At 65.4% G+C, this 22,333-nt stretch carries 23 protein-coding genes and 1 pseudogene; 6 read left to right on the plus strand and 18 right to left on the minus strand.

Annotation, left to right across the window (positions count from 1 at the left end):
• Nucleotides 1–194: pseudogene (locus IGW04_RS14510) on the plus strand (hypothetical protein); the annotation flags it as partial.
• A 328-nt stretch (nucleotides 195–522) separates the two neighbouring features.
• Here the strand turns inward: IGW04_RS14510 and IGW04_RS14515 are convergent.
• Both IGW04_RS14515 and IGW04_RS14520 read right to left on the minus strand, forming a co-directional pair.
• The gene (locus IGW04_RS14515; protein WP_194713799.1) at nucleotides 523–2,148 is read right to left on the minus strand and encodes an HAL/PAL/TAL family ammonia-lyase; all 1,626 of its coding nucleotides are present in this window, start codon (nucleotides 2,146–2,148) and stop codon (nucleotides 523–525) included.
• A gap of 27 nt (nucleotides 2,149–2,175) precedes the next feature.
• Complete coding sequence (locus tag IGW04_RS14520; RefSeq protein WP_194713800.1) at nucleotides 2,176–3,435, minus strand: allantoate amidohydrolase; 1,260 nt, start codon at nucleotides 3,433–3,435, stop codon at nucleotides 2,176–2,178.
• 152 nt (nucleotides 3,436–3,587) lie between these two features.
• Between IGW04_RS14520 and IGW04_RS14525 the strand changes: the two genes are divergently transcribed.
• On the plus strand, nucleotides 3,588–4,286 hold the full coding sequence (locus IGW04_RS14525; RefSeq protein WP_194713801.1) for a GntR family transcriptional regulator: 699 nt from the start codon (nucleotides 3,588–3,590) through the stop codon (nucleotides 4,284–4,286).
• A 51-nt stretch (nucleotides 4,287–4,337) separates the two neighbouring features.
• On the opposite strand, the gene IGW04_RS14530 is transcribed toward IGW04_RS14525, so the two are convergent.
• A complete protein-coding gene (locus IGW04_RS14530) occupies nucleotides 4,338–5,492 on the minus strand; it encodes a hypothetical protein (protein ID WP_194713802.1) in 1,155 nt (384 codons plus the stop codon).
• Between the two features lie 321 nt (nucleotides 5,493–5,813).
• Here IGW04_RS14530 and IGW04_RS14535 point away from each other — a divergent pair, with 321 nt between their 5' ends.
• The gene (locus tag IGW04_RS14535; protein WP_194713803.1) at nucleotides 5,814–6,548 is read left to right on the plus strand and encodes a phasin family protein; all 735 of its coding nucleotides are present in this window, start codon (nucleotides 5,814–5,816) and stop codon (nucleotides 6,546–6,548) included.
• Nucleotides 6,549–6,735: 187 nt separating this feature from the next.
• On the plus strand, nucleotides 6,736–7,323 hold the full coding sequence (gene phaP / locus IGW04_RS14540; protein WP_194713804.1) for a TIGR01841 family phasin: 588 nt from the start codon (nucleotides 6,736–6,738) through the stop codon (nucleotides 7,321–7,323).
• Nucleotides 7,324–7,424: 101 nt separating this feature from the next.
• Here phaP and IGW04_RS14545 read toward each other — a convergent pair whose 3' ends face one another.
• Complete coding sequence (locus IGW04_RS14545) at nucleotides 7,425–8,186, minus strand: PP2C family protein-serine/threonine phosphatase (protein WP_194713805.1); 762 nt, start codon at nucleotides 8,184–8,186, stop codon at nucleotides 7,425–7,427.
• A 298-nt stretch (nucleotides 8,187–8,484) separates the two neighbouring features.
• Between IGW04_RS14545 and IGW04_RS14550 the strand changes: the two genes are divergently transcribed.
• Complete coding sequence (locus IGW04_RS14550; RefSeq protein WP_194713806.1) at nucleotides 8,485–9,084, plus strand: type 1 glutamine amidotransferase domain-containing protein; 600 nt, start codon at nucleotides 8,485–8,487, stop codon at nucleotides 9,082–9,084.
• Between the two features lie 52 nt (nucleotides 9,085–9,136).
• On the opposite strand, the gene IGW04_RS14555 is transcribed toward IGW04_RS14550, so the two are convergent.
• The 13 genes from IGW04_RS14555 to IGW04_RS14615 all read right to left on the minus strand — a co-directional run bounded on the left by IGW04_RS14555 (nucleotide 9,137) and on the right by IGW04_RS14615 (nucleotide 20,844).
• The gene (locus IGW04_RS14555; RefSeq protein WP_228527105.1) at nucleotides 9,137–10,342 is read right to left on the minus strand and encodes a THUMP domain-containing class I SAM-dependent RNA methyltransferase; all 1,206 of its coding nucleotides are present in this window, start codon (nucleotides 10,340–10,342) and stop codon (nucleotides 9,137–9,139) included.
• Nucleotides 10,343–10,440: 98 nt separating this feature from the next.
• Entirely contained in the window at nucleotides 10,441–11,046 is a 606-nt protein-coding gene (locus tag IGW04_RS14560) for a 2-hydroxychromene-2-carboxylate isomerase (RefSeq protein ID WP_194713807.1), read from the minus strand.
• Between the two features lie 15 nt (nucleotides 11,047–11,061).
• Complete coding sequence (locus IGW04_RS14565; RefSeq protein WP_194713808.1) at nucleotides 11,062–11,490, minus strand: CopD family protein; 429 nt, start codon at nucleotides 11,488–11,490, stop codon at nucleotides 11,062–11,064.
• 31 nt (nucleotides 11,491–11,521) lie between these two features.
• Nucleotides 11,522–12,787, minus strand: a complete 1,266-nt coding sequence (locus IGW04_RS14570) for a glutamate-5-semialdehyde dehydrogenase (protein ID WP_194713809.1) — start codon at nucleotides 12,785–12,787, stop codon at nucleotides 11,522–11,524.
• Between the two features lie 30 nt (nucleotides 12,788–12,817).
• The gene (gene holA, locus IGW04_RS14575) at nucleotides 12,818–13,843 is read right to left on the minus strand and encodes a DNA polymerase III subunit delta (RefSeq protein ID WP_194713810.1); all 1,026 of its coding nucleotides are present in this window, start codon (nucleotides 13,841–13,843) and stop codon (nucleotides 12,818–12,820) included.
• 9 nt (nucleotides 13,844–13,852) lie between these two features.
• Nucleotides 13,853–14,404, minus strand: a complete 552-nt coding sequence (locus tag IGW04_RS14580) for an LPS-assembly lipoprotein LptE (RefSeq protein WP_194713811.1) — start codon at nucleotides 14,402–14,404, stop codon at nucleotides 13,853–13,855.
• A gap of 22 nt (nucleotides 14,405–14,426) precedes the next feature.
• Complete coding sequence (leuS, locus tag IGW04_RS14585) at nucleotides 14,427–17,105, minus strand: leucine--tRNA ligase (RefSeq protein WP_194713812.1); 2,679 nt, start codon at nucleotides 17,103–17,105, stop codon at nucleotides 14,427–14,429.
• A 100-nt stretch (nucleotides 17,106–17,205) separates the two neighbouring features.
• Nucleotides 17,206–17,535: a barstar family protein gene (locus tag IGW04_RS14590; RefSeq protein WP_194713813.1), complete on the minus strand. Its 330-nt coding sequence runs from the start codon at nucleotides 17,533–17,535 to the stop codon at nucleotides 17,206–17,208.
• Nucleotide 17,536: 1 nt separating this feature from the next.
• On the minus strand, nucleotides 17,537–17,983 hold the full coding sequence (locus IGW04_RS14595) for an ExbD/TolR family protein (protein ID WP_194713814.1): 447 nt from the start codon (nucleotides 17,981–17,983) through the stop codon (nucleotides 17,537–17,539).
• Nucleotides 17,984–17,997: 14 nt separating this feature from the next.
• Nucleotides 17,998–18,690, minus strand: coding sequence for a MotA/TolQ/ExbB proton channel family protein (locus tag IGW04_RS14600; RefSeq protein WP_194713815.1), 693 nt, complete (start codon nucleotides 18,688–18,690; stop codon nucleotides 17,998–18,000).
• A gap of 11 nt (nucleotides 18,691–18,701) precedes the next feature.
• Nucleotides 18,702–19,436 carry an energy transducer TonB gene (locus IGW04_RS14605; protein WP_194713816.1) on the minus strand — a complete coding sequence of 245 codons (735 nt, stop codon included), beginning with the start codon at nucleotides 19,434–19,436 and terminating at the stop codon, nucleotides 18,702–18,704.
• Nucleotides 19,437–19,462: 26 nt separating this feature from the next.
• Complete coding sequence (dapB, locus tag IGW04_RS14610) at nucleotides 19,463–20,269, minus strand: 4-hydroxy-tetrahydrodipicolinate reductase (protein ID WP_194713817.1); 807 nt, start codon at nucleotides 20,267–20,269, stop codon at nucleotides 19,463–19,465.
• The gene (locus IGW04_RS14615) at nucleotides 20,266–20,844 is read right to left on the minus strand and encodes an outer membrane protein assembly factor BamE (protein WP_228527106.1); all 579 of its coding nucleotides are present in this window, start codon (nucleotides 20,842–20,844) and stop codon (nucleotides 20,266–20,268) included. Before IGW04_RS14615 ends, dapB begins: the two co-directional genes overlap by 4 nt.
• 78 nt (nucleotides 20,845–20,922) lie before the next feature.
• On the opposite strand from IGW04_RS14615, the gene fur reads away from it, so the two are divergent.
• Nucleotides 20,923–21,354 (plus strand): ferric iron uptake transcriptional regulator, encoded by a 432-nt coding sequence (gene fur / locus IGW04_RS14620; RefSeq protein ID WP_194713818.1) that lies wholly within the window; start codon nucleotides 20,923–20,925, stop codon nucleotides 21,352–21,354.
• Nucleotides 21,355–21,656: 302 nt separating this feature from the next.
• On the opposite strand, the gene can is transcribed toward fur, so the two are convergent.
• Nucleotides 21,657–22,322, minus strand: a complete 666-nt coding sequence (can, locus tag IGW04_RS14625; protein ID WP_194713819.1) for a carbonate dehydratase — start codon at nucleotides 22,320–22,322, stop codon at nucleotides 21,657–21,659.
• Nucleotides 22,323–22,333: the final 11 nt, after the last annotated feature.

Raw genomic sequence — 22,333 nt, forward strand, 5'->3', positions numbered from 1 at the left:
TGACGCCGGATCAGCGTCATCGTGGCCAGGCGGACCAGCTGCTGGCCCATCGCAAGGCGGTCTATCAAGCCGCCCGGGCCGCCAAGCCGCAGCGCTGGGCAGGCGCCGTGCGCCATTGGGATCTTGACGAGGTGGTGTATCTGAACCCCGAGCGAAAGGAGGCTTTGCCGGCCGCGATGCCACGTGCTGCATGACTAATTTGGCGACAACTACCTTGACACATACCGCTTCGCCAAAAAAAGTAACCAAAAAAAGGCGACCCGGTGATCGCGCCCCGCTGCGCGGGGTGCCCGTGTCAGCGGTACCCGGAGCGGGGCGCGGCTAAACTCGCCAAGCAAAGCTTGGCTCAGACAGACGCCGCACCTTATCCGCTCCGGGCACCGCTGACACGGCGCGCTCAACGGGACTTCACTGCAACTGCAACGGCCACTTCAAAAGCAACTGCAACTGCAACTGCAACTGCAACTGCAACTGTCGCTGCGCGTACGGCAACGGCAGCGCCAACTACCCCATTACCAGCCGTCAGGCAAACTTCCCTATCTTCCCCTCCACCGCCGCCCGCACCGACCCGCTCGCCACGAACGAATGCGCAACCTCGATATCGTGATGGAACCAGCGGTCGCCTTCCAGGCAGGCCGGGATCTGGCGGCGCACCTCGTCGTAGGCGGCCTGGGTGCCGGCGCCCAGCACGAAGCCCGGCAGCAGCGCTTCGGTCATGGTCAGCGCCTGCGCGGCCAGCAGCATTTCCACGCCGACGATGTAGCGGGTATTGGCCACCACGGTTGCGGCCTTGCGGGCGCACCAGGTGGAGTTGGAGATGTGGTCTTCGCTGTTGCCCTTGGACGGGATGCTGTCGACGCTGCCGGGCATGCACAGGGTGCGGTTTTCCATCACCAGCGAACTCATCGAGCATTGCACCACCGGATAGCCGGTGTTGACGCCGCGGATGCCGGTCATCAGGTTGCGCGGCAAGCCCCAGGACAGGGTCGGGTCGATCAGGCGCGCAATGCGGCGCTCGCAGATGCTGCCGAGGTCGGTCACTGCCATCGCCAGCAGGTCCATCGCCTGCGCCAGGTACTGGCCGTGGAAGTTGCCGCCGGAGATGATCTCGAAGCCGCCGCCATCCTTGCCAAAGATCAGCGGATTGTCGGTGGCGGCATTGATCTCGTTGCCGACGATGGTGTCGATGTAGTCCAGCGCATCGAACACGGGGCCATACACCTGCGGCGCGCAGCGCAGCGAGTACACGTCCTGGATGCGCGGCGTGTAGGCGATGTCGGTGCGGCGCAGTTCATCCGGGAACTGCACGGCGCGCGCCGCATGGCTGGCGCGGGTGGAGCCGGCCAGCAGCTTCCTGACGATGGCGGCGGTCTTGATCTGGCCCGGATGCGGGCGCGCCTTGTGGATGCGCTCGTCGAAGCCCGCCATCTCGGCGCGCATCGCCTCCAGCGTCAGGCCCAGCGACAGGCAGGCATCCGACAGCAGGTTGCGGGCGTCGTCGGCGGCCAGCACGGCCACGGCCAGCGACACGGTGCAGCCATTGATCAGCGCCGATGCATCCTTGGCCTTCAGGTCGAACTTCACCGGCGACAGTCCGGCTTCGGCGATGGCCTGCGGCGCGCGCATGCGCTGGCCGCGGTACATCACCTCGGCTTCGTCGAAGCCGGCGATCGCGGCGGCCAGGTAGGCCAGCGGCGCCAGGTCGCCGGATGCGCCGACCGAGCCCTTCTGCGGCATCACCGGATGGATGCCGGCATTGACGAAGTCCAGCAGGCGGTCCACCACTTCCACCCGCGGCGCGGAATAGTTGCTGGCGAAGGCGTTGGCGCGCAGCAGCATGGTGGCGCGGCTGACTTCCTCGGAAAACGGCTCGCCCATGCCGGCCGCGTGGGCGCGGATCATCTGGGTCTGGAACAGCTCGATATGGTCGACGCTGATGCGGGTGTCCTTCAGCAGGCCGACGCCGGTGTTGAAGCTGTACATCATCGGCGCTTCGTCATGCATCCAGTTGGCTTCGATATAGTCGCGGCTTTCCTTCAATGCAGCGCGCGACGAATCCGCCAGGCCCACCTTGATGGAGGCGTCGCGCGCCACGGCCAGCACCTGTTGCGCGGAAAGGGTGAAGCCATCGATCAGTAATTCAGTCATGCCAGTCTTTCTGTGAGAGGTAACGGATCAGGCCGCAGCCTGCTGCGGAACAAAGCTTTCAACGAAGCGGGTGAATACATCGGCCGCCGCCTGCGCATCGGCGGCGGTCATGGTCTCGTCGGGATGGTGGCTGATGCCGCCATTGCCGCAACGGACGAACAGCATCGCCACATCGGTCAGCGCGGCCACCGCCATGGCGTCATGGCCGGCGCCGGAAGGCAGGTGGCGCAGCGGCAGGCCAAGGCCGGCGATCGCCTGTTCCAGCTGCGCCTGCAGCCAGGGCGCGCAGGGCACGCTGGCGGCATCGTGGGTCTGGTTGATGTCGAGGCTGACGTTGCGGCGCGCGGCGATGGCCTGCATCTCGCGCAGCACATCGGCCACGGCAGCCTGCCGCACCGCGTCCTGCTCGGCGCGGATGTCGATGGTGAAGACGGCGCGGCCCGGCACCACGTTGGCCGCGCCGTTGGGCACTTCCAGCACGCCCACGGTGCCCACCAGGCCCGGCGTGCCGGAACAGCGCCGCTCGATGTAGAGGCCAATCTCGGCGGCGGCCATCGCGGCGTCGCGGCGCAGGCCCATCGGCACCGTGCCGGCATGGCCGGCCAGGCCGCTCGCCTGCACCATGAAGCGGGAAGCCCCGGAAATCGCGGTGACCACGCCCACCGGCAAGCCCTCGTCCAGCAGCACCGGGCCCTGCTCGATATGCACTTCGACAAAGGCCAGCACGTCCTGGCGGTGATAGGCGGCGGCGGGCAGGGCGGCGGCATCGAAGCCGGCCGCGGCGATGGCCTCGCGCATGCTGGTGCCGGTGTCGTCGCGCCGCTCCAGCACGCTGTGATCGAAGGTGCCGGCAATGGCGCGGCTCCCCAGCAGCGTGGCCTTGAAGCGCACGCCTTCTTCCTCGGCGAACCCGATCACCTCGATGGCGAACGGGAAACGCCGGCCCTGGCGATGCCAGGCGGCGATGCAGGCGATCGGCAGGATGATGCCGAGGTTGCCGTCATAGCTGCCGGCATTGCGCACGGTGTCGAAATGCGAGCCGGTCAGGAGCGCCGGCGCATCGGGCGTTGCGCCTTCATAGCGGCCGATCACATTGCCGGCGGCGTCGCGCCGCACGCGCATGCCGGCATCAAGCATCCACTGCGCCAGCAGCGCGCTGGCGGCATGGTGCGCCGGCGTCAGGTAGGTGCGGGTCAGCATGCCCGGCGTCTCGGTGTGCTGCGCCAGTTGGTCGGCGTGGCGCATCACAAGCGCGCCGGTGTCGGTGGTTTCTGCTGCCGCAGTCATGATCGCTCCTTGGTCAAGTCGGTGGAAGTATAGTATCGGATGCAAAGATTGTATACAAAAAAAGTGTACATGCCGGCTGCGCCGGGTCCGGCCGGCTGGTATAGTGACGGCCATTGCGGCATGCACGAAACAGGCCGCCACACGCGTTCACCATGACCACCACCGACACCGAAGAAAAGACCAGCACCCGCAGTTCGGCCGCGATCGCGGACGATATCGCCGCCGCGATCGCGGCGCGCAAGCTGCCGCCCGGCACCAAGCTGCGCGAAGAGGCGCTGTCGCGGGTGTACTCGGTCAGCCGCACCAAGATCCGGGCCGCGCTGCTGATTCTGTCCAAGGACAAGCTGATCAACATCGTGCCCGACAAGGGCGCTTTCGTCAGCCAGCCGACCGAGACCGAGGCGCGCGACGTGTTCGCCGCGCGCCGCATCATCGAGGCGGCGCTGGTGGCGCAGTTCGTGGAAAAGGCAAGGCCCGCGGATTATGTGCGGCTGGAAAAGCACATCAGGAACGAGCGGGCAGCGGTGGCCCGGCCCGATTCCAAGGCCCGCTCGCAGCTGCTGGGCGACTTCCATGTGCTGCTGGCGCAGGTGGTGGGCAACCCGGTGCTGACGGAAATCGTGCAGGAACTGGTGGCGCGCAGCTCGCTCATCACCATGCTGTACCAGTCGGTGCGCGATGCCGCCTGCTCATCCGACGAGCATGTGGCCTTTCTGCAGGCCGCAAGGGCCGGCGATGCGGCGCAGGCGGCGGCCTTGATGCTGGAACATCTCAATCATGTGGAAGCGGCGCTGCGCTTCGATGGCGCCGGGCCTGGGCCGGTCGACCTGGTAGCCGGCCTGCTGGCCTGAGGCAGCCGTCAATCGTGAATGGCCCGCAGCGGCCATGGCGCACGGCCGCGCTCAGTGCAGCTGCGGAAGTTCCCAGCAGAGCAGCGCCAGCACCAGCATGAAGAAGAACAGAATGCTGCCGCTCATGCCCGCCGCGCTTGCCAGCGCCATGGTGGCGCGGCGGCGGCGTCCCTGCCGCTTGTGCATCCATGCCGCCAGCGGCAACGGCCGCGGCTCGCGATATGCGGGCGCGCCTCCCTGCTCAGGCGCGGTCCATACCGGTTCCAGCCTCGCGTCAGGGGCGGCAGGCGCCGTCGGCTCGTCCGCCGTCCTTGTGTCATCCGCGTCGAATGACAGATCCGGCGCCGCCTGTTCCAGCAGAGAGGGAAAGGGGCGGCGCCGGCGTGGCGCTTGCGGGCCGGCAGGCGCATCGGCCGTGGCTGGCGCGCTGTCGTCGTCCTGGTCGGATGCCGGCTCGGGCCAGAAGGGCGCGGCGAACGGTGCCAGGGTCGGCTCCTGGCGCTGCAGCCAGTCGGGTGTGGACGGCGCCGGTTCGGGCGGCATGTCCGCCATCGGTTCGTCCCGCAGTGGCGTCAGGGGCGATGCAAACAGCGACGCCGGCAGGATCGGTTCGGGTTCAGCCATCAGCGCGCTGCCGCGCAGCGCAGCCGCCGCGGCCGGTTCCGGCAGGCGCAGATAATCCTCTCCCAGGTCGGGAAGTTCGGCGCGCAGGCGCTCCAGCAGCGGCGCGGCTGCCTCATCCATCAGCAGCAGCAGGCTGAGGTCCAGCGCCGGATCGCGCACCAGGCGCAGCAACTCCGCCTCGAATGCGGCGTCGGGCCGGGCGAGCGCCGCATCGAAGCGATAGAAGACCAGCAGGAAGCGCAAGTCCAGCGCCTGCTGCCAGGCCAGCAGTGCCTCCACCGGACCGGCCATCGGCGGCGCCAGCGGCGCCTGCGGCTTGGCTTCCAGCACCGCTTCCTCGATGGCGCTGAGCAAATCCGGCAGCGGCATGTCGCTGCCGGCGTCGAACAGCACGGCAATGTCGCCGCTGCTGGCGCGGGCCAGCGCGGCAGCCTGTTCACGACCGCCGTCACTGCCGACCGGGCCGTGGTAGAGCAGGGTCAGGCGTGAGAGACGGGCCAGGCCGACGAGGCCGGACAGGGCGGCATCGCTGGCCGCGCCGGCGTTGTCCTGCGGGGCTTGGTCGGTATCCAGGGTAATCATTGCCGGTTCATGCAATCGCTGTGGTTTCCGTTTTTGGGTGGCTGCATCATGACGCCTTTGAAGGGAGGCGCGACACTGCCCGACGAACGACAATGTTGCGCTGCGTATCCAGTGTTGACCATATTGCACGGTTTGGGTTCAATTGCCGTGCGGGCAGATTGGCTGGAAACGGATGCTTAAAATATTTCCTCCAATAATTCATGCCTTTATGCATGCCTATTTTTGATTGAAATCGGCGAACTGCTCCAATAGTCGGCTAGAATTCGGTTTGCTGCATAGCAGCAATCGTAATCATTACGATGTTCTTTTCATGAGGAATCCATGTATCCACTACAAGAACAGTTCAAGAGCGATGCGCTTGCACAGCTGAACTCCCAAGTCCTTCAGGCGGGGCGGATCGCCGGCAACCTGCTTGAGATCGGCCACCAGATCGGCGTGCTCAATGTACGCACCGGCAAGGCTTCCGCCGAAGCCCTGGCTGGCGCAGTGCAGAAACTGCTTGCGGCGAATAATCCGGTCGAATTCATTCAATTGGCCGCCAACGTGATGCGTCCGGTGCCGCAGGTCTGGACCAATTATGCGGAACAATTGCGCGGCATTGCCGGCAAGATGGTTGCACCCGTGACACAAGACCTGGTGGAAGCCGCCACGGGAGAAACGCCTTCTGCGCCTTCTGCCGCGCTGGACTTGCAGGGCGTGGTGCCGCCGGCGGCGCTGGACGCAGCCTTACCGGAACCCGTGCTGCCTGTCGAAGCGCTCGTTCCGCCTAAAACCGAGATGGAAGCTGAAGTTCAGGCCCAGCCACAGCCCGCCGCCGCTGCCCCATCCGGGGCGGAAGCTGCGACAGAAGTGCTGCAGGCAGTGCAGGAAGTGACGGAAGCCATCAACAATGTGGCCAAGGCTACGCCGGTAATCCCTGCTGCTGCTACTCCGGACACAAAAACCCTGGCCAGGTCTACGGTGGTACCGAAGGCTGCCGTCAAGGCCAGCCGCGCTCAGCCAATGCAGAAAACTGCGCCATCAGGCAAGCAGGCCGGCCGTGCAAGGAAATCCTGAACAAGGGTTGAGTTGCTTTTTTGAAACCATGGCGATTTTGCCAGCTGTGCGGATTTCGGTTCGATCAAAGAATTTGCTGCCTAAAACCTCGGATTTTCGCGTAAAATCAATTATGTTGCACTGCAATATAGGTAGTGCATGTATGTCAACTCATCAATCGCAACCCTGAATCATTTCGGAGAACCGCATGTTTCCCAATGTCGAGCAGTACCTCAATTCGAGCAAGGCGCTGATGCAATCGCAGGCAAGCGCATTTCAGACCCTGGCTGGCAGCGCGCTGGAAAGCGCCGAGAAAGTGGCTACGCTGAACCTGGCGGCCATGAAGGCGTCGGCCCAGGACTTCGGCAATGTGCTGACCCAGGCGAGCACCGCGCGTGATCCGCAGGCATTTCTGGCACTGGTGACGGCTCAGTTCCAGCCCAACACCGAGAAGGCCGCTTCCTATGCCCGTTATCTGGGCGAGATCTTTAGCGAGACGCAGCAGATTTTTTCCAAGACCGCGGAAGCCCAGGTCGCCGAAGTCAGCCGCGCAGCCACTGCCATCGTCGATCAGTTCGCAGCAGCCACTCCCGCCGGTTCGTCCGATGCCATGGCGCTGGTCAAGTCCATGATGGGCACGGCCAACGCGGTGTATGAGCAGGTCAACAAGGTTGCCAAGCAGACTGGCGAAGCGATGCAGGCACAGGCAGCCAGCCTGTCGGGCCAGTTCGTCAAGCCGGTCCAGGCAGCGACCAATCAGACCGTGTCCGCCGTCACCGATAGCGCAGCAGCCTGAATCCAGCGCCGCTGAAAAAATCGCCCGCCTTGCGGGCGATTTTTTTTGGTGCGTGCTGACGGCGTGGCCGGGAAGCCGCCTTTGCCTTCGATGCTGCCCGCTCAGGAATGCAGGTCGTTGACGCCCACCAGCGCCACGGAGATATTGTCAGCGCCGCCAGCCGCATTGGCTGCATCGATCAGCGCCGCGCCGGCGTCGGCCAGCGTGCCAGGAGCCTGCAGCAGCACTTGTGCAATCTCTTCGTCGTCAATCATGTCGTTCAGGCCATCCGAGCAAAACAGATAGACGTCGCCGCGCTCCACCGCATGCTCATGCACTTCCACCGCGAGTTCGGCCTCGACGCCCAATGCTCTTGTGACCAGATTGCGTATCGATGAGCCCCGCGCCTCTTCCACCGTCAGCAGCCCGCCGTCGATGCGTTCCTGCAGCACCGAATGGTCGCGCGTGATCAGGCTCAGCAGGCCATCGCGCAGCCGGTAGGCACGCGAGTCGCCCGCGTGCGCCACGATCAGCCTGTCCTGGTGAAACAAGCCGGCGACCAGCGTGGCGCCCATGCCGCGGTAAGCCGGCTCGTCGAGCGCCGCGGCAATGATGGCGGTATTGGCCTCCAGCACCGCGTCGACCAGCACTTGCCACAGATCGTCGGGAACGATGGGCCGGTGCAGGAAGTGCTGCTCGACCACATCCGTGATCACCGACACGGCGATATCGCTCGCCACTTCCCCCGCCGCGTAGCCACCCATGCCATCGGCCAGCACCACCAGTCCGCAAGCCGGCAGCACCGTAACCGCATCTTCATTGTGGTCGCGCACCCGGCCGGCGTCGGTCAAGGCGGCATAGTCGAATCCGGCATGGGTGGACATGAGGGCGCGGGAGTTGTCAGGATTCAAACAATATAGCGCAGTGCATTGGTGAGGGGCAATGGCGGCCTGCGGGGCAGCTCCGTATCACGCGCAGAGGGCTGCACTTTTGAAAGTGATGGGGCAGGTGCCGCGTTGTTGCCGTTGCTTTTGAGGTTTCGTCGATAACGCCGTCTTGTTATCTCCAGCCAGTTTCCACCTTCCCTGGCGGTCTGCGCAAGGCCGCTTCCAGTCGCCCGAACTTTTTGCTGCCCGCTGACTCCCTCCGGGTAGTCATCTGTTTCAGCAAAAGGAGAAGCACATGGATCCGGCACTCAACGGGCTGCACATCGCCATCCTCGTTACCGATGGCTTCGAGCAGGCTGAACTGACGCAACCCAAGGATGCGCTGGAAGGCGAGGGGGCGATTACCAAGATCATTTCCGACAAGCGCGGCATGGTGCAGGGCATGAACCATGACCAGCCGGCCGACCAGTTTCCGGTGGACCTGACTTTCGACGAAGCCTATTCGCAAGACTTCGATGCGGTGCTGCTGCCCGGCGGCGAGGTCAATTCGGCGCGGATACGCGATATCGAGCCGGCGCAAAAGATCGTGAAAGGCATCACGGCGCAGGGCAAGCCGATCGCAGTGATCTGCCACGGCGCATGGCTGCTGGCATCGGCCGGGCTGGTGCAGGGAAAGACCATGACCAGCCACCAGGACCTGGAACAGGACCTGAAAAAGGCCGGTGTCAACTGGGTGGATCAGGAAGTGGTGGTGGACGGCAACTGGGTCAGCAGCCGCAAGCCGGAGGACATACCGGCATTCAATGCGCGCATGGTCGAGGTCTTCGGACAACGCATGCGCGACAGGGTGGCGGGGACGCCGGATGAGGGCGCGGTAGGCATCGCGTCGAGCTGATGCCGGGACCGCATGCCGCCGCGATGCGGGCTGGCGGCATAGGACGCAGGCGTCAGGACTTCGGCTTGGCTTCCTCGCGCCGGTTGAAACCGGCGACCATGTCGAAGCGGAACAGCCTGCATTCGATCGCGCCGTTGAAGAACGGCGTCTTGCGTGCTTCCTTCAGGCGCAGCAGCTTGGGCAGGCCGAGGTCGGCGGTGAACAGGAACACCTTCCAGCCGGCGAAGCGCTGCTTGAGCGTGGTGCCGAATGCGCTGAAGAAGGCAATCGCCATGTCGTCTTCGGGCATGGTGCTGTCGCCGCGCACGCCGATCCGCTCGCCATAGGGCGGGTTGGTGACGATAAAGCCCGGCGCATCGCTGGGCGGCTTCACCTCCTGCGCCTCGATCTGCTTCAGCGGCACCTCGAACGGAATGCCGGCGCGCTGCAGGTTGGCGCGCGCCATGGCCACCATGTCGCCGGAAATGTCGCTGCCGAAAATCGTCGGTTCGGCCGGCAGGGGCCGCGGCTTGACGCTGCCCTTGACCTGCCGCCATTCATCGGCGCTGAAGGGCGTGAACTTCTCGAATGCAAAGGCGCGGCGGGCGCCGGGCGGAATGCCGGCCAGCATCTGCGCCGCCTCGGCCAGGATGGTGCCCGAGCCGCACATCGGATCGAACAGCACCTCGCCGGGTTTCCAGCCCGATACCCGCAGCAAACCGGCCGCCAGGTTCTCGCGCAGCGGCGCGTCGCCGGTGTCGAGCCGCCAGCCGCGCTTGAACAGCGCCTCGCCCGAGGTATCGAGATAGAGCGTGACGGTGCGCGCGTCGATGAAGGCAAACACCCGCATGTCGGGCGTGCGGGTGTTGACCGACGGCCGCTTGCCGCAGAGGTCGCGGAAACGGTCGCAGACGGCATCCTTGATCTTCAGCGTGGTGAATTCCAGGCTCTTCAGCGGCGACTTGATGGCGGTGACATCGATGCGGATCGTATGGTGCACGTCGAACCAGTCTTCCCAGGGCTGGGCCAGCGCCAGGTCGTAGACGTCGTTTTCATTGAGATAGCTGGCATGCGCCACCCGCATCAGCACCCTGGAGGCGATGCGCGAGTGCAGGTTGACCCGCATTGCGTCGGCCATCGTGCCCGAGCAATGCACGCCGCCCGGCACCTGGGTGTGGACCTTGAGCGTGGGCGAATAGCCTTGCGCGATCTCGTTGAGTTCTTCCGCCAGCGCGGCTTCCATGCCGCGCGGGCAGGGGCAAAAATAGGAATGGTTCATGGGGTACCCTTTGTCCGTTGTGTCGCTGTTGCTGTTGCTGTTGCTGTTGCTGTTGCTGTTGTGCTGCTATGTCTGTTGTGGCTGTGAATGACGTGAAGTCATTCTCTGCGGAAGGCGCGTTCGACGAAGTCGAGCCGGTCCTGGCCCCAGTACGGTTCGCCGTCGACGACGTACCATGGCGCGCCGAATACATTGGCGGCAATGGCGTCATCGGTATAGCGCTGATACTCGGCCTGCACTGCGGCCGTGGCGGCTGCCTTCATCAGGGCCGCGCCGTCGAGTCCGGCCTCGCCGGCGATCGCGGCCAGCGTGGCGTCGTCGGCGATATTGCGCTGCTCGGCCCATACCGCGCTGCCGATGCGGCCGGTCAGGTCCATGGCGGCCTCATTGCCGTGCGCCAGCTTGGCGGCGATGATCAGGAACGCCGCCGGGTCGCCGGCGACCGGGAAGAACTGCGGCTGCAGGTTCAGCGGCTTGCCCAGATAACGGCTCCAGCGTTCCAGTTCCACCAGCCGGTAGGCTTGGCGCTGCGGCGCCCGCTTGCCCAGCGGCAAGCCACCCGAAAGTCCGAAGACCCGGCCAAGGTCGAATGGACGCACATCCACCTGCACCTGGTATTGACGCACCAGGTCGGCGAAGCGCTGGTGTCCCAGGTAGACGTAAGGCGAGGGCGGAGCGAGATAGTAGGTGCAGGTTTGGGTCATGGATGGCTCGGTTTCTTAAAAGGGTTTGACCACGACCAGGATGGTCACGGCAAGCAGGCCGATCACGGGGACTTCATTGAACCAGCGGTACCAGGTATGGCTGCGCGCATTGCGGCCGCCTTCGAACTTGCGCAGCAGCGAGCCGCAGGCATGGTGATAGCCGATCAGCAGCACCACCAGCGCCAGCTTGGCATGCAGCCAGCCGTTACCCGGCCCGCGGCCGATGCCGTAGCCCAGCCACAGCCACAGGCCGAAGGCCAGCGCCGCCACCATCAGGATGCCGGAGAAGCGGTACAGCTTCCTCGCCATCAGCAGCAGGCGATCGGTCGTGGTTTTGTCTTCCGGCGCCACCATGGCCAGGTTGACGAAAATCCGCGGCAGGTAGAACAGGCCGGCGAACCAGGAGGCGACGAAGACGATGTGCAGCGATTTGACCCAGAGCATGCGGTATGTGTTCCTTCAGTTGATCGGGCGCCTACTTGCGCACTTCGCCGTGGCCGAACACCACGTATTTCAGCGAGGTGAGGCCTTCCAGGCCGACCGGGCCGCGGGCATGCAGCTTGTCGTTGGAGATGCCGATCTCCGCGCCCAGGCCGTATTCGAAGCCGTCGGCGAAGCGGGTGGATGCGTTCACCATTACCGAGGCGGAATCGACCTCGCGCAGGAAACGCATCGCCCGGCTGTAGTTCTCGGTGACGATGGCGTCGGTATGCCTGGAAGAATAGGTGTTGATGTGGTCGATGGCCTCGTCCATGTCGTCGACGATCTTCACCGCGAGAATCGGCGCCAGGTATTCGGTCTGCCAGTCGGCTTCGGTGGCGTGCGCCAGGTGCGGATAGCCGGCCAGCAGCGTATGCGCGGTTTCATCGGCACGCAATTCCACTTCGCGGGTGCGGTACAGCGCGGCCAGGCGCAGCAGGGCCTCGGGCGCGATCTCGCGCGCCACCAGCAGGGTTTCCATGGTGTTGCAGGTGCCGTAGCGGTGGCACTTGGCATTGAAGGCGATCGCCAGCGCCTTTTCAATGTCGGCCTGGTCGTCGATGTAGACATGGCAGATGCCATCCAGGTGCTTGATCATCGGCACCGTGGATTCGCGCATCAGCCGTTCGATCAGGCCCTTGCCGCCGCGCGGCACGATCACGTCCACATACTGCGGCATCGTGATCAGCGCGCCGACCGCAGCGCGGTCGGTGGTCTCGACGATCTGCACGCCGTCGGCCGGCAGGCCGGCGCCGGCCATGCCTTCCTTGACCAGCTTTGCCAGCGCCTGGTTGCAATGGATCGCTTCCGAGCCGCCGCGCAGGATGGTGGCGTTGCCGCTCTTGATGCACAGGCCGGCGGCGTCCACCGTCACGTTGGGACGGGCTTCATAGATGATGCCTATCACGCCCAGCGGCACCCGCATCTGGCCGACCTGGATGCCGGTCGGGCGGAATTTCATGTTGGAGATTTCGCCGATCGGGTCGGGCAGGGCGACGATCTGCTCCAGGCCTTCGGCCATGGTGGCAATCGCCTGGTCCGACAGCGTCAGGCGGTCCAGCATGGCTGGCGCCAGGCCGGCGGCGCGGGCGGCTTCCAGGTCGCGCTGGTTGGCTGCCTTCAACTCCTCGGCGTCGCGCCTGATTGCGGCCGCGATCAGCGACAGCGCCTGGTTCTTGGCGGCGGTGTCGGCGCGCGCCATGGCGCGCGATGCGGCGCGGGCGCGCTGGCCGACTTCACTCATGTACTGTTGGATATCCATTTCTTTCCTCTTCAAATGCGTGCGACCGCTTCAGTGGGCGCGTCCGCGGGCCAGTTTCAGCGCCAGTTGCAGGAGTGCATCCCAGGGATCGCCGGAAAACGCCTTGGCGCGCAGGCCCTTGACCATGCGGTCGATCTGCGCCGCATCCTGCAATGCTTCCCGCAGCAGCGACAGCGGCAGGCGCCGCAGCGCGCCTTCGGCCAGCCGCTCGCGCGGCCCCCAGATGCGGTATTCCTTCAACAGCGCCGGCAGGGGCCTGCCCTGCGACAGGCCGGTCTGCAACTTGAGCAGGGTGCGGATTTCCTCGGCCACCGCCCACAGCACCAGCGGCAGCGCCTCGCCTTCGCCTTTCAAACCTTCCAGCATGCGCACCAGGCGCGCCGCATCGCCGGCCAGCATCGCCTCGCTGAGCTTGAACACATCATAGCGCGCCACGTTCAGCACCGCGTCGTGGATGGCCTCGAAGCTGAGCTTGCCGGGCGGATGCAGCAGCGCCAGCTTCTGCAGTTCCTGATGCGCTGCCAGCAGATTGCCTTCGACCCGTTCGACGATGAAGGCGATGCCGTCACGGTCGGCGCTCTGCTGCTGCGCCGCCAGGCGCTGGCCTATCCAGTTGGGCAACTGGGCCCGGTCCACCAGCGGGATGTCGATGAAGACGCCGGCCTGCTGCAGGGTCGTCACCCAGGCTGCCTTCTGGCTGGCCCAGTCCAGCTTGGGCAGGGTGATCAGCGTCACATTGTCCGGGTTGAGCGCTGCCGCATAGGCCTGCAGCGCCTGGCCGCCGTCCTTGCCCGGCTTGCCGGTGGGGATGCGCAGCTCGATCAGCTTGCGCTCGCCGAACAGGGATTGCGACTGGCTGGCGGCCAGCAGTTCGCCCCACTTGAAGCTGCGCTCCACGCTCAGCACCTCGCGCTCGGCATAACCCTGGGCGCGGGCGCACTTGCGTATCTTGTCGGCCGCCTCCAGCGCCAGCAAGTGCTCGTCGCTGGCGATCACGTACAGCGGCGCCAGGCTCTTGGCCAGGTGCGCGTCCAGCGCGTCGATGCGCAGTTGCATGGTATCGGCCTACTTTGAAGCCGGCGCCGGCGTCGGTGCCGCTTCCGGCGCCGGCGCCAGCGGCTTGATGGCGGAAATGCGGCGCAGCACCTGCTGCACCAGGTCGGTCTGCATTTCCTGGTACATCTGGGCTTCCTCGACTTCCTTGGCCAGCGCCTGGGCTTCGTTATAGCTCTGCACGCGCCGGATCAGCACCTCGTTCGGCGCCAGCAGCTGCCGGCCCTCTTTGTCGATCACGCGGAAATTGAGCCGGTAGAACAGGTTGTATTCCCGCACCCGGCCCTGGCTGTTCAGGGACAGGATCTGCTTTTCCCGGCCTTCGCGGAGCACTTCCAGTATCGCGTCGGCTTCCTCGCGCGTCTTCACCACCCGCACATTGCCCATCGCGTTGAGGTTGCGCCGCAGCTGCACGCCCACCGGCGAGGTTTCGCCAAAGCCCAGGAAGATGGTGGAAAAGGGCAGCGGATCCTGCGGCCCGGTGCCGCGCAGCGTGAAGCCGCAGGCGCTCAGCGCCAGCATCGCTGCCAGCGCCAGCAGGGTCGTGCTCAACAATTTACGCATGGCGTTCCGTTTCCTCGTTGGCTCAGGCGACGATGTTGACCAGCTTGCCCGGCACCACGATCACCTTCTTCGGCGCGCCGGTCAGGAATTTCTGCACGCTCTCGGTCGCCAGCGCCGCCGCCTCGATGCTGGCCTTGTCGGCATCCTTGGGCACCCGCACGCTGCCGCGCAGCTTGCCGTTGACCTGGATCATCAGCTCGATGTCGGCCTGCTCCAGCGCCGCCGGATCGACCTGCGGCCAGGGTGCGTCGAGGATGTCGCCGAAGCTGGCCGCATAGCCCAGTTCCTGCCACAGCACATGGGTGACGTGCGGCGCGACCGGATAGAGCACGCGCAGGAAGATCGACAGGCATTCGAACATCACCGCATTGCTGGCGCCGGAGTCGTCCAGGCGCGCGCCTTCCAGCGTATTGAGCAGCTTCATCGCCGCAGACACCACGGTGTTGTACTGGGTGCGGCGATAGTCGTGGTCGGCCTGCTGCAGGATCCTGTGGACTTCGCGGCGCAGCGCCTTGTGGCTTTCGGGCAGTGCCACCGGCTCGATCGCGGCGGTGGCCGCCAGGCGCGGCGCCTGCGCATGGGCGAAGGCCCAGACCCGCTTCAGGAAGCGGTTCGCGCCTTCCACGCCCGCGCCCGACCACTCCAGCGTCTGCTCCGGCGGCGAGGCGAACATGGTGAACAGGCGCGCGGTGTCGGCGCCGTACTGGTCGATCTGCGCCTGCGGGTCGATGCCGTTGTTCTTGGACTTGGACATCTTCTCGATGCCGCCGATCTGCACCGGCTGGCCGTCGGACTTCAGCGTGGCCGACACCGGCCGGCCGCGCTCGTCGGTGGTCAGCGACACATCCGCCGGGTTGAACCAGACTTTCTTGCCGGACTCGTCCTCGCGGTAGTAGGTTTCGTTCAGCACCATGCCCTGCGTGAGCAGCTTGGTGAAGGGCTCGTCGAACTTCACCAGGCCGAAGTCGCGCATCACCTTGGTCCAGAAGCGGGCATACAGCAGGTGCAGCACCGCATGCTCGATGCCGCCGATGTACTGGTCCATCGGCATCCAGTAGTCGTTGCGCGCATCCACCATCGCCTCGCTGCTGCCCGGCGAGCAGTAGCGCATGTAATACCAGGACGAATCGACGAAGGTGTCCATGGTGTCGGTCTCGCGCCGCGCCGGCTTGCCGCACTGCGGGCAGTCCACGTGCAGGAAGGCTTCATGCTTGTTGAGCGGATTGCCGCTGCCGTCCGGCACGCAGTCTTCCGGCAGCACGACCGGCAGGTCCTTTTCCGGCACCGGCACGTCGCCGCAGCTTGCGCAGTGGATGATGGGAATCGGCGTGCCCCAGTAGCGCTGGCGCGAAATGCCCCAGTCGCGCAGGCGGTAGGTCACCTTCTTCTCGCCCAGGCCGCGCTCGGCCAGGTCGGCGGCGATGGCGTCCACCGCTTCCTGGTAGGCCATGCCGTCATACTTGCCGGAATTGATGCAGCGGCCGTTTTCCTTGTCGGCATACCAGTCATGCCAGGTCTCGGTGGAGAAGGTCTTGCCTTCGATGGCGATCACCTGCTCGATCGGCAGCACGTACTTCTTGGCGAAGGCGAAGTCGCGCTCGTCATGCGCCGGCACGCCCATCACGGCGCCGTCGCCGTAGGTGACGAGCACATAGTTGCCGACCCAGACCTCGACCAGCTTGCCGGTCAATGGGTGGGTGACGTACAGGCCGGTGGGCATGCCCTTCTTTTCCATCGTCGCCATGTCGGCTTCGATCACGCTGCCCTGCTTGCATTCGGCGATGAACTCGGCCAGTTCGCGGTTCTCGCGGGCGGCGAAGGTTGCCATCGGATGCTCGGGCGCGATGGCGCAAAAGGTCACGCCCTTGATGGTGTCGGCGCGGGTGGTGAACACCCACAGCTTGCCCTGCAGCGGGAAGCCGCCGCTGTCCTGCGGCAGCGGATGGGTGCTGCTGCCGGGCTCGGTCAGGTCATAGGGGAAGGCGAAGCGCACGCCGGTGGACTTGCCGATCCAGTTCGACTGCATGATGCGCACCCGCTCCGGCCAGCCGGGCAGGCCTGTTTCCACCTGCTGCAGCAGTTCCTCGGCATAGTCGGTGATGCGGGCGTAGTACATCGGGATCTCGCGCTTCTCGATCAGCGCGCCCGAGCGCCAGCCGCGGCCGTCGATCACCTGCTCGTTGGCCAGCACGGTCTGGTCGACCGGGTCCCAGTTCACGGTGCCGGTCTTCTTGTAGATGATGCCTTTCTCAAGCATCTTCAGGAACATCCACTGGTTCCACTTGTAGTAGTCGGGCTTGCAGGCCGTCATCTCGCGCGACCAGTCGATCGCCAGGCCCATCGCTTCCATCTGCTGCTTCATGTGGGCGATGTTGGAATAGGTCCATTGCGCCGGCGGCACCTTGTTGGCCATCGCCGCGTTTTCCGCCGGCATGCCGAACGCGTCCCAGCCCATCGGCATCAGGACGTTGTAGCCGTTCATGCGCAGATAGCGGTACATCACGTCGTTGATGGTGTAGTTGCGCACATGGCCCATGTGCAGCTTGCCGGACGGGTAGGGCAGCATCGAGCAGGCGTAGAACTTCTTCTTTTCCTGGCCGTTGCGGTCGGTCGCGTTTTCAACGGCGCGGTAGGCATCGATGGCTTGCCAGTGGTCGCGTGCGGATTGTTCGACCTCGGCGTGACTGTATTTTTCTTGCATGGCGGCTGCGATTCGGTGGTGGGACTGGTTGAATTGAACCGAGCATTATACTGGCTGCCCACCGCAAGTGGCGCCGCCGCCGCTTGCGCCCGGGCGGGCGTCAGCGCAGCAGCAGCCGCAATGCCGGCGCCGCGCCGGTCTCGGCATGGCGCAGGTTGACTTCCTCCACCACGTCTTCCAGCGCGGCCAGCACCTCGGGCGCCTGTCGCCTGACCAGGCCGGCATCGGTGACGGTGATGTCGAGCAGTTCGCCCGGCGCCAGCGCGAAGCGGCTCATGCCGTCGTTATCGCGCACGCCGGACAGGCAGTCGATCAGGGCGCTGATGTTGTTGCCGTAAAAATCGGGCAGGCCGAATTCGCGCCGGCATTCGCGGTGCAGCGCCGGCATGCCGGTCAGCCGGCGGCCATCCAGGCGGGCGCTGGCCGTCATGCTATTTACGCGCCGGCGCAGCTGCGGCGGCCGCAGCCGTGGGTTCGGTGACGAATCCCAGCTTGCTCAGCCCGTTGTTCTGGGCAGCCGCCATCACCTGGGCGATCACTTCATAGCGGGTCGACTTGTCGGCGCGCAGCTGCAGTTCCGGCTGCGGCTGTTTCTGCGCCGCTTGCGCCATCCGCGCCGGCAGGTCGGCCTGGGCGACCGGCGCATCGTTCCAGAATACCTCGCCGGCCGCATTGATCGACAGCGTCACGGTTTCCGGCTTTTCCGGCGCCGGCGCCGACTGCGCGCTCGGCAGGTCGAGCTTGACCGCGTGGGTGAACAGCGGCGCGGTGATGATGAAGATCACCAGCAGCACCAGCATCACGTCCACCATCGGTGTGACGTTGATGTCAGCCATCGGCGCGCCCTGCCGGTTATTGTCGAATCCGCCAAATGCCATGATGTTCCTCCTGCTTATTTGCCGACGCGGCTGCCGGTGGTCAGGTACGCATGCAGATCGTGCGCGAAGGCATCGAGTTCCGCCAGCGTGACCCGGTTGACGCGGGTGAAGGCGTTATAGGCCAGCACCGCCGGAATGGCCACCACCAGGCCCAGCGCGGTCATGATCAGCGCCTCGCCGACCGGCCCGGCCACCTTGTCGATCTGCACCGTGCCCGACGCCGAGACCGCGATCAGCGCATGATAGATGCCCCATACCGTGCCGAACAGGCCGACGAAGGGGGCGGTTGATCCGACCGATGCCAGCAGTGTCAGGCCGTTTTCCAGCCGCGAGGAAACCCGGTTGATTTCCTGGCGCAGCGTGCGGGTGATCAGCTCGCCCGGATCGACCGCCGCATTCAGCGAGTTGTCCTGGGCGCGCAGGTTGGCCGCTTCCATGCTCTGCGCCGCCAGCGGCGTGTAGACCCGCTCGCTGTCGGCGCTCTTCATCACCGCGACGGCGTCGGCCAGCGTCGGCGCCTTCCAAAAAGCTTCCAGCGCGCCGGCGCTGCGCCGGATGCGCCAGGAACTCCAGGCCTTGGCCAGGATGTAGTACCAGCTGACGATGGACATGGCCAGCAGCACATAGGCGACTGCGTGCGATACCGCGTCGCCTTGCGCCCAGTAGTGGGCCAGTCCCATGCTTTGATTTGCGATTGTCGGGTTCATCTGCGTTTGTTCTAGTTGGAAAGTTTGAAAACGATGGGTACCAGGTACCACTCGGCCACCGGCTTGCCGTTGCTGGTGGCGGGATTGAAACGCCAGGACTGGACCGCGCTGCGCGCCGCCTCGTCCAGCATCGGAAAGCCGCTGGAAGTGCGTACCTGGACCTCGCCGGCGCTGCCGTCGGCCTGCACCAGCACCCGCAGCATCACCCGTCCCTCCTCGCCGTTGCGCAGCGAGCGCGCCGGCTGCACCGGCGGCCGGTTGGCGGCGGCATAGCTGGCGGGTATGGAGACGCCGGTGCGCACCGGCTCGGCTGGCGGCGCTGGCGGGGCAGGGGGCGAGGGAAGCGCGGTCGGCGCCGGGGTTGGCGCGGTTGTCGGGGGTGTCGCTTCCGCGACAGGCGGCGCTGCCGGTGCGGGTTCCGTCCTCGCTGGCGCGGCGCGGCGCGGCGCCGGTGCGGGTCGTGGCGCCGGCTTCGCCACCGGCGCAGGCCGTGGCGGCGATGCTGGTTTCGGCGGCGGGGATGGTTTGGCAGGAGGTGGCGGCTCGGGCTGCGGTTGCGGCGCCGGCATGGCAACGGGCGCTGGCACTGGCTGCGGCGGTGGCAACAGCGCCACCGTGATCGGCTTGGGTTCCGGCGATGGATGCACGTGGGTTTTCACGCCGGAAAGCACGGCGACGAGCGCGCCGGCATGCACGGCCACCGAAATGGCAATCGCTGCCAGCGAACGGCGGGCCGGCGCGCTCATCGCGTCCTCACACGGCGTATCGTGCGTCAGCGCAGGCCAAGTACGTCCTGCATGTCGTAGAGTCCGCTGTCGCGGCCGGCCAGGAAGCGGGCGGCGCGCAGGCTGCCGTGGGCATAGGTGACCCGGCTCGACGACTTGTGGCTGATCTCGATGCGCTCGCCGATGCCGGCAAACAGCACGGTGTGGTCGCCGACGATGTCGCCGCCGCGTATCGTGGCAAAGCCGATCGAGGAAGGGTCGCGCTCGCCGGTCACGCCTTCGCGCGCGAACACGCCGACTTCCTTCAGGTCGCGGCCCAGCGCGCGCGCCACCACTTCGCCCATCTGCAGCGCGGTGCCGGACGGCGCGTCGACCTTGTGGCGGTGATGCGCCTCGATGATCTCGATGTCATAGCCTTCGGCAAAACTCTTTGCCGCAAGCTCCAGCAGCTTCATCGTCACGTTCACGCCCACGCTCATGTTGGGCGCGAACACGATGGCGGTCTTTTCGGCGGCGGCGGCGATCGCGGCCTTGCCGGCTTCGTCGAAGCCGGTGGTGCCGACGATCATCTTGATGCCATGCGCGGCGCAGTATTCCATGTGCTTCAACGTGCCTTCCGGCCGGGTGAAGTCGATCAGGTAGTCGGCGTTGGCCAGTCCCTGCTCCAGCTTGTCGGTGATCAGGACGCCGGAATCCTGGCCGAGGAAACCGGATGCGTCGGCGCCCAGGCCGGGAGCGCCGGCAACGTCGAGCGCGCCGGCGAGTTCTGCGTCGGACGCATTGCGGATGGCTTCAATCAGCATGCGGCCCATGCGGCCGGATGCGCCGGCAACGGCAATTTTCATTTGAGTCATGGCTTGGTGGCGGGAGTTTGCGGGTCGGCGGCGGAAGAAGGCACCGGCTGCGGGCCGGGGGTCATGGTGTTGGCCTTGCGAACCTTCTCCCCGGCGATGCGCGACAGGTAATCGGCTTCGGTCGGCAGGTCGCCGCCCTCGATGCGCGCCAGGCGGTTGTCGACGAAGGTCAGCGTCACGCGGCTGGTGGTGACTTCGCCATTGCCCTTCTTCATGCGGAACGGATAGTCCCAGCGGTTGTTGTGGAACACGTCGGTCAGGAGCGGCGTGCCGAGCACGAAGCGGACCTGGTCCTGGGTCATGCCTTCCTTCAGTTGCGCGACCATTTCGCGGGAGACGAAGTTGCCCTGCTGAATGTCGGGCCGGTAAGGGCGCAGAAAGCCGAGAAACGGCTTTTCGCGCGTGACCTGCACGTCGCTGCCGCCCTGCTCGCTGGCCTGTTGCGCCTGCACTGCCGGCTCGCTGCGGCGTACGCTCGCAGGCTCGTCAATCAGCGGGTTCTTCGACGCGCAGCCGGCTAGGGCGGCGGCGAACAGCACGCACAGCGCACCGGAATGGGAAAACAGCATACGCATAAGGGGAGATCTCAGTCGATTGAGCTAGGTGGTCAAACGCTATATGATAAAGCAGATCATCTCCATCCGACCAAATCCATGCCTAACAACCCCACCGACCTGAAGGCCAGCGGCCTCAAGGCCACGCTGCCGCGGCTCAAGATCCTCGAAATTTTCCAGGGCAGCACCGTGCGCCACCTTAGCGCCGAAGATGTCTACAAGATACTGCTGGCCGATAACATGGATGTCGGCCTGGCCACCGTCTATCGCGTGCTGACCCAGTTCGAGCAGGCCGGCCTGCTGAGCCGGAATCACTTCGAGTCCGGCAAGGCCGTGTTCGAGCTGAACGAAGGCTCGCATCATGACCATCTGGTGTGCCTGGACTGCAGCCGGGTGGAAGAATTTTTCGATGAGGAAATCGAGCGCCGCCAGCAGGTCATCGCGCAGCAGCGCGGCTTTGCCATCGCCGAGCATGCGCTGGCGCTGTATGCGCATTGCACCAAGCAGGATTGCCCGCATCGCGGCCGCTAGAGCGAATTTGGCCAGACTAGCCTCATGCCGCAGGTTTAGGCGCGGCGCAACCTGCATCCTGCACATACCCCTGATGCTGTAGGGTGGAATACCCTGAAGGGGCATTCCCCATGCGTGGACCAGCGAAGGTCATTGAGATGGTCTTTGCGGTATGCGGCCGCGGTGCAATGCCCTTCGGGTATTGCACCCTACTCACCCTCGGGCGACTCTTCCAAAGGCAATCCTGCTTGGCCGGTGGATGCCAGTCAGGCTGGAAACGCTCTAGCTGCCGCGCAGGCTTCTAGAGCGGCTCGCCCCCACTGTCATTCATATGCCCGGAACGCCTCTGCAAGGGTTCCGGCCAGTTCTTCCGGCGCGCTGATGGAAACGCCCAGGTCGCGCAGCAAACCGTCCTGGATGCCGTAGATCAGGCTGTGGATGGTGAGATCCTGGCCGCGCTCCCAGGCATCCTGAACGATGGTGGTCTGGCACAGGTTGGTCACCTGCTCCATCACGTTGAGCTCGCACAGGCGGTCCAGCCGCTGCTTGTCGGGCAGGACCTCGCCCAGATAGCGCTCATGCTTCATGTGCACGTCCTGCACATGGCGCAGCCAGTTGTCCGCCAGGCCGACCCGCCGGCCCACCAGCGCCGCATGCACGCCGGAGCAGCCGTAGTGGCCGCAGACGATCACATGCTTGACCTTCAACACGTCGACGGCGAACTGCAATACCGACAGGCAGTTCAGGTCGGTGTGCACGACCACATTGGCAATATTCCTGTGGACGAACAGCTCGCCCGGCAGCAGGCCCAGCAGTTCGTTGGCCGGCACCCGGCTGTCGGAGCAGCCTATCCACAGGTATTCGGGCGTCTGCTGGGCGGCCAGCTTCTTGAAGAAGTCGGCGTCCTCGGCGGAAATGGCGGCCGCCCACTGGCGGTTGTTTTCAAACAGCTGTTGGAAGGTGATGTCGCGTGCTTGCTTGCGTTGCATTTTGTTTGTTC

This window comes from Noviherbaspirillum soli, assembly GCF_015352955.1.
In the GTDB taxonomy this organism is placed as follows: Bacteria; Pseudomonadota; Gammaproteobacteria; order Burkholderiales; family Burkholderiaceae_D; genus Noviherbaspirillum_A; species Noviherbaspirillum_A soli.

Excerpts from the sequence above, each read along its gene's own strand:
- IGW04_RS14515 (WP_194713799.1), bottom strand. The coding sequence starts at position 2,148 with ATGACTGAATTACTGATCGATGGCTTCACCCTTTCCGCGCAACAGGTG.
- IGW04_RS14520 (WP_194713800.1), bottom strand. The coding sequence starts at position 3,435 with ATGACTGCGGCAGCAGAAACCACCGACACCGGCGCGCTTGTGATGCGC.
- IGW04_RS14525 (WP_194713801.1), top strand. The coding sequence starts at position 3,588 with ATGACCACCACCGACACCGAAGAAAAGACCAGCACCCGCAGTTCGGCC.
- IGW04_RS14530 (WP_194713802.1), bottom strand. The coding sequence starts at position 5,492 with ATGATTACCCTGGATACCGACCAAGCCCCGCAGGACAACGCCGGCGCG.
- IGW04_RS14535 (WP_194713803.1), top strand. The coding sequence starts at position 5,814 with ATGTATCCACTACAAGAACAGTTCAAGAGCGATGCGCTTGCACAGCTG.
- phaP (WP_194713804.1), top strand. The coding sequence starts at position 6,736 with ATGTTTCCCAATGTCGAGCAGTACCTCAATTCGAGCAAGGCGCTGATG.
- IGW04_RS14545 (WP_194713805.1), bottom strand. The coding sequence starts at position 8,186 with ATGTCCACCCATGCCGGATTCGACTATGCCGCCTTGACCGACGCCGGC.
- IGW04_RS14550 (WP_194713806.1), top strand. The coding sequence starts at position 8,485 with ATGGATCCGGCACTCAACGGGCTGCACATCGCCATCCTCGTTACCGAT.
- IGW04_RS14555 (WP_228527105.1), bottom strand. The coding sequence starts at position 10,342 with ATGAACCATTCCTATTTTTGCCCCTGCCCGCGCGGCATGGAAGCCGCG.
- IGW04_RS14560 (WP_194713807.1), bottom strand. The coding sequence starts at position 11,046 with ATGACCCAAACCTGCACCTACTATCTCGCTCCGCCCTCGCCTTACGTC.
- IGW04_RS14565 (WP_194713808.1), bottom strand. The coding sequence starts at position 11,490 with ATGCTCTGGGTCAAATCGCTGCACATCGTCTTCGTCGCCTCCTGGTTC.
- IGW04_RS14570 (WP_194713809.1), bottom strand. The coding sequence starts at position 12,787 with ATGGATATCCAACAGTACATGAGTGAAGTCGGCCAGCGCGCCCGCGCC.
- holA (WP_194713810.1), bottom strand. The coding sequence starts at position 13,843 with ATGCAACTGCGCATCGACGCGCTGGACGCGCACCTGGCCAAGAGCCTG.
- IGW04_RS14580 (WP_194713811.1), bottom strand. The coding sequence starts at position 14,404 with ATGCGTAAATTGTTGAGCACGACCCTGCTGGCGCTGGCAGCGATGCTG.
- leuS (WP_194713812.1), bottom strand. The coding sequence starts at position 17,105 with ATGCAAGAAAAATACAGTCACGCCGAGGTCGAACAATCCGCACGCGAC.
- IGW04_RS14590 (WP_194713813.1), bottom strand. The coding sequence starts at position 17,535 with ATGACGGCCAGCGCCCGCCTGGATGGCCGCCGGCTGACCGGCATGCCG.
- IGW04_RS14595 (WP_194713814.1), bottom strand. The coding sequence starts at position 17,983 with ATGGCATTTGGCGGATTCGACAATAACCGGCAGGGCGCGCCGATGGCT.
- IGW04_RS14600 (WP_194713815.1), bottom strand. The coding sequence starts at position 18,690 with ATGAACCCGACAATCGCAAATCAAAGCATGGGACTGGCCCACTACTGG.
- IGW04_RS14605 (WP_194713816.1), bottom strand. The coding sequence starts at position 19,436 with ATGAGCGCGCCGGCCCGCCGTTCGCTGGCAGCGATTGCCATTTCGGTG.
- dapB (WP_194713817.1), bottom strand. The coding sequence starts at position 20,269 with ATGACTCAAATGAAAATTGCCGTTGCCGGCGCATCCGGCCGCATGGGC.
- IGW04_RS14615 (WP_228527106.1), bottom strand. The coding sequence starts at position 20,844 with ATGCGTATGCTGTTTTCCCATTCCGGTGCGCTGTGCGTGCTGTTCGCC.
- fur (WP_194713818.1), top strand. The coding sequence starts at position 20,923 with ATGCCTAACAACCCCACCGACCTGAAGGCCAGCGGCCTCAAGGCCACG.
- can (WP_194713819.1), bottom strand. The coding sequence starts at position 22,322 with ATGCAACGCAAGCAAGCACGCGACATCACCTTCCAACAGCTGTTTGAA.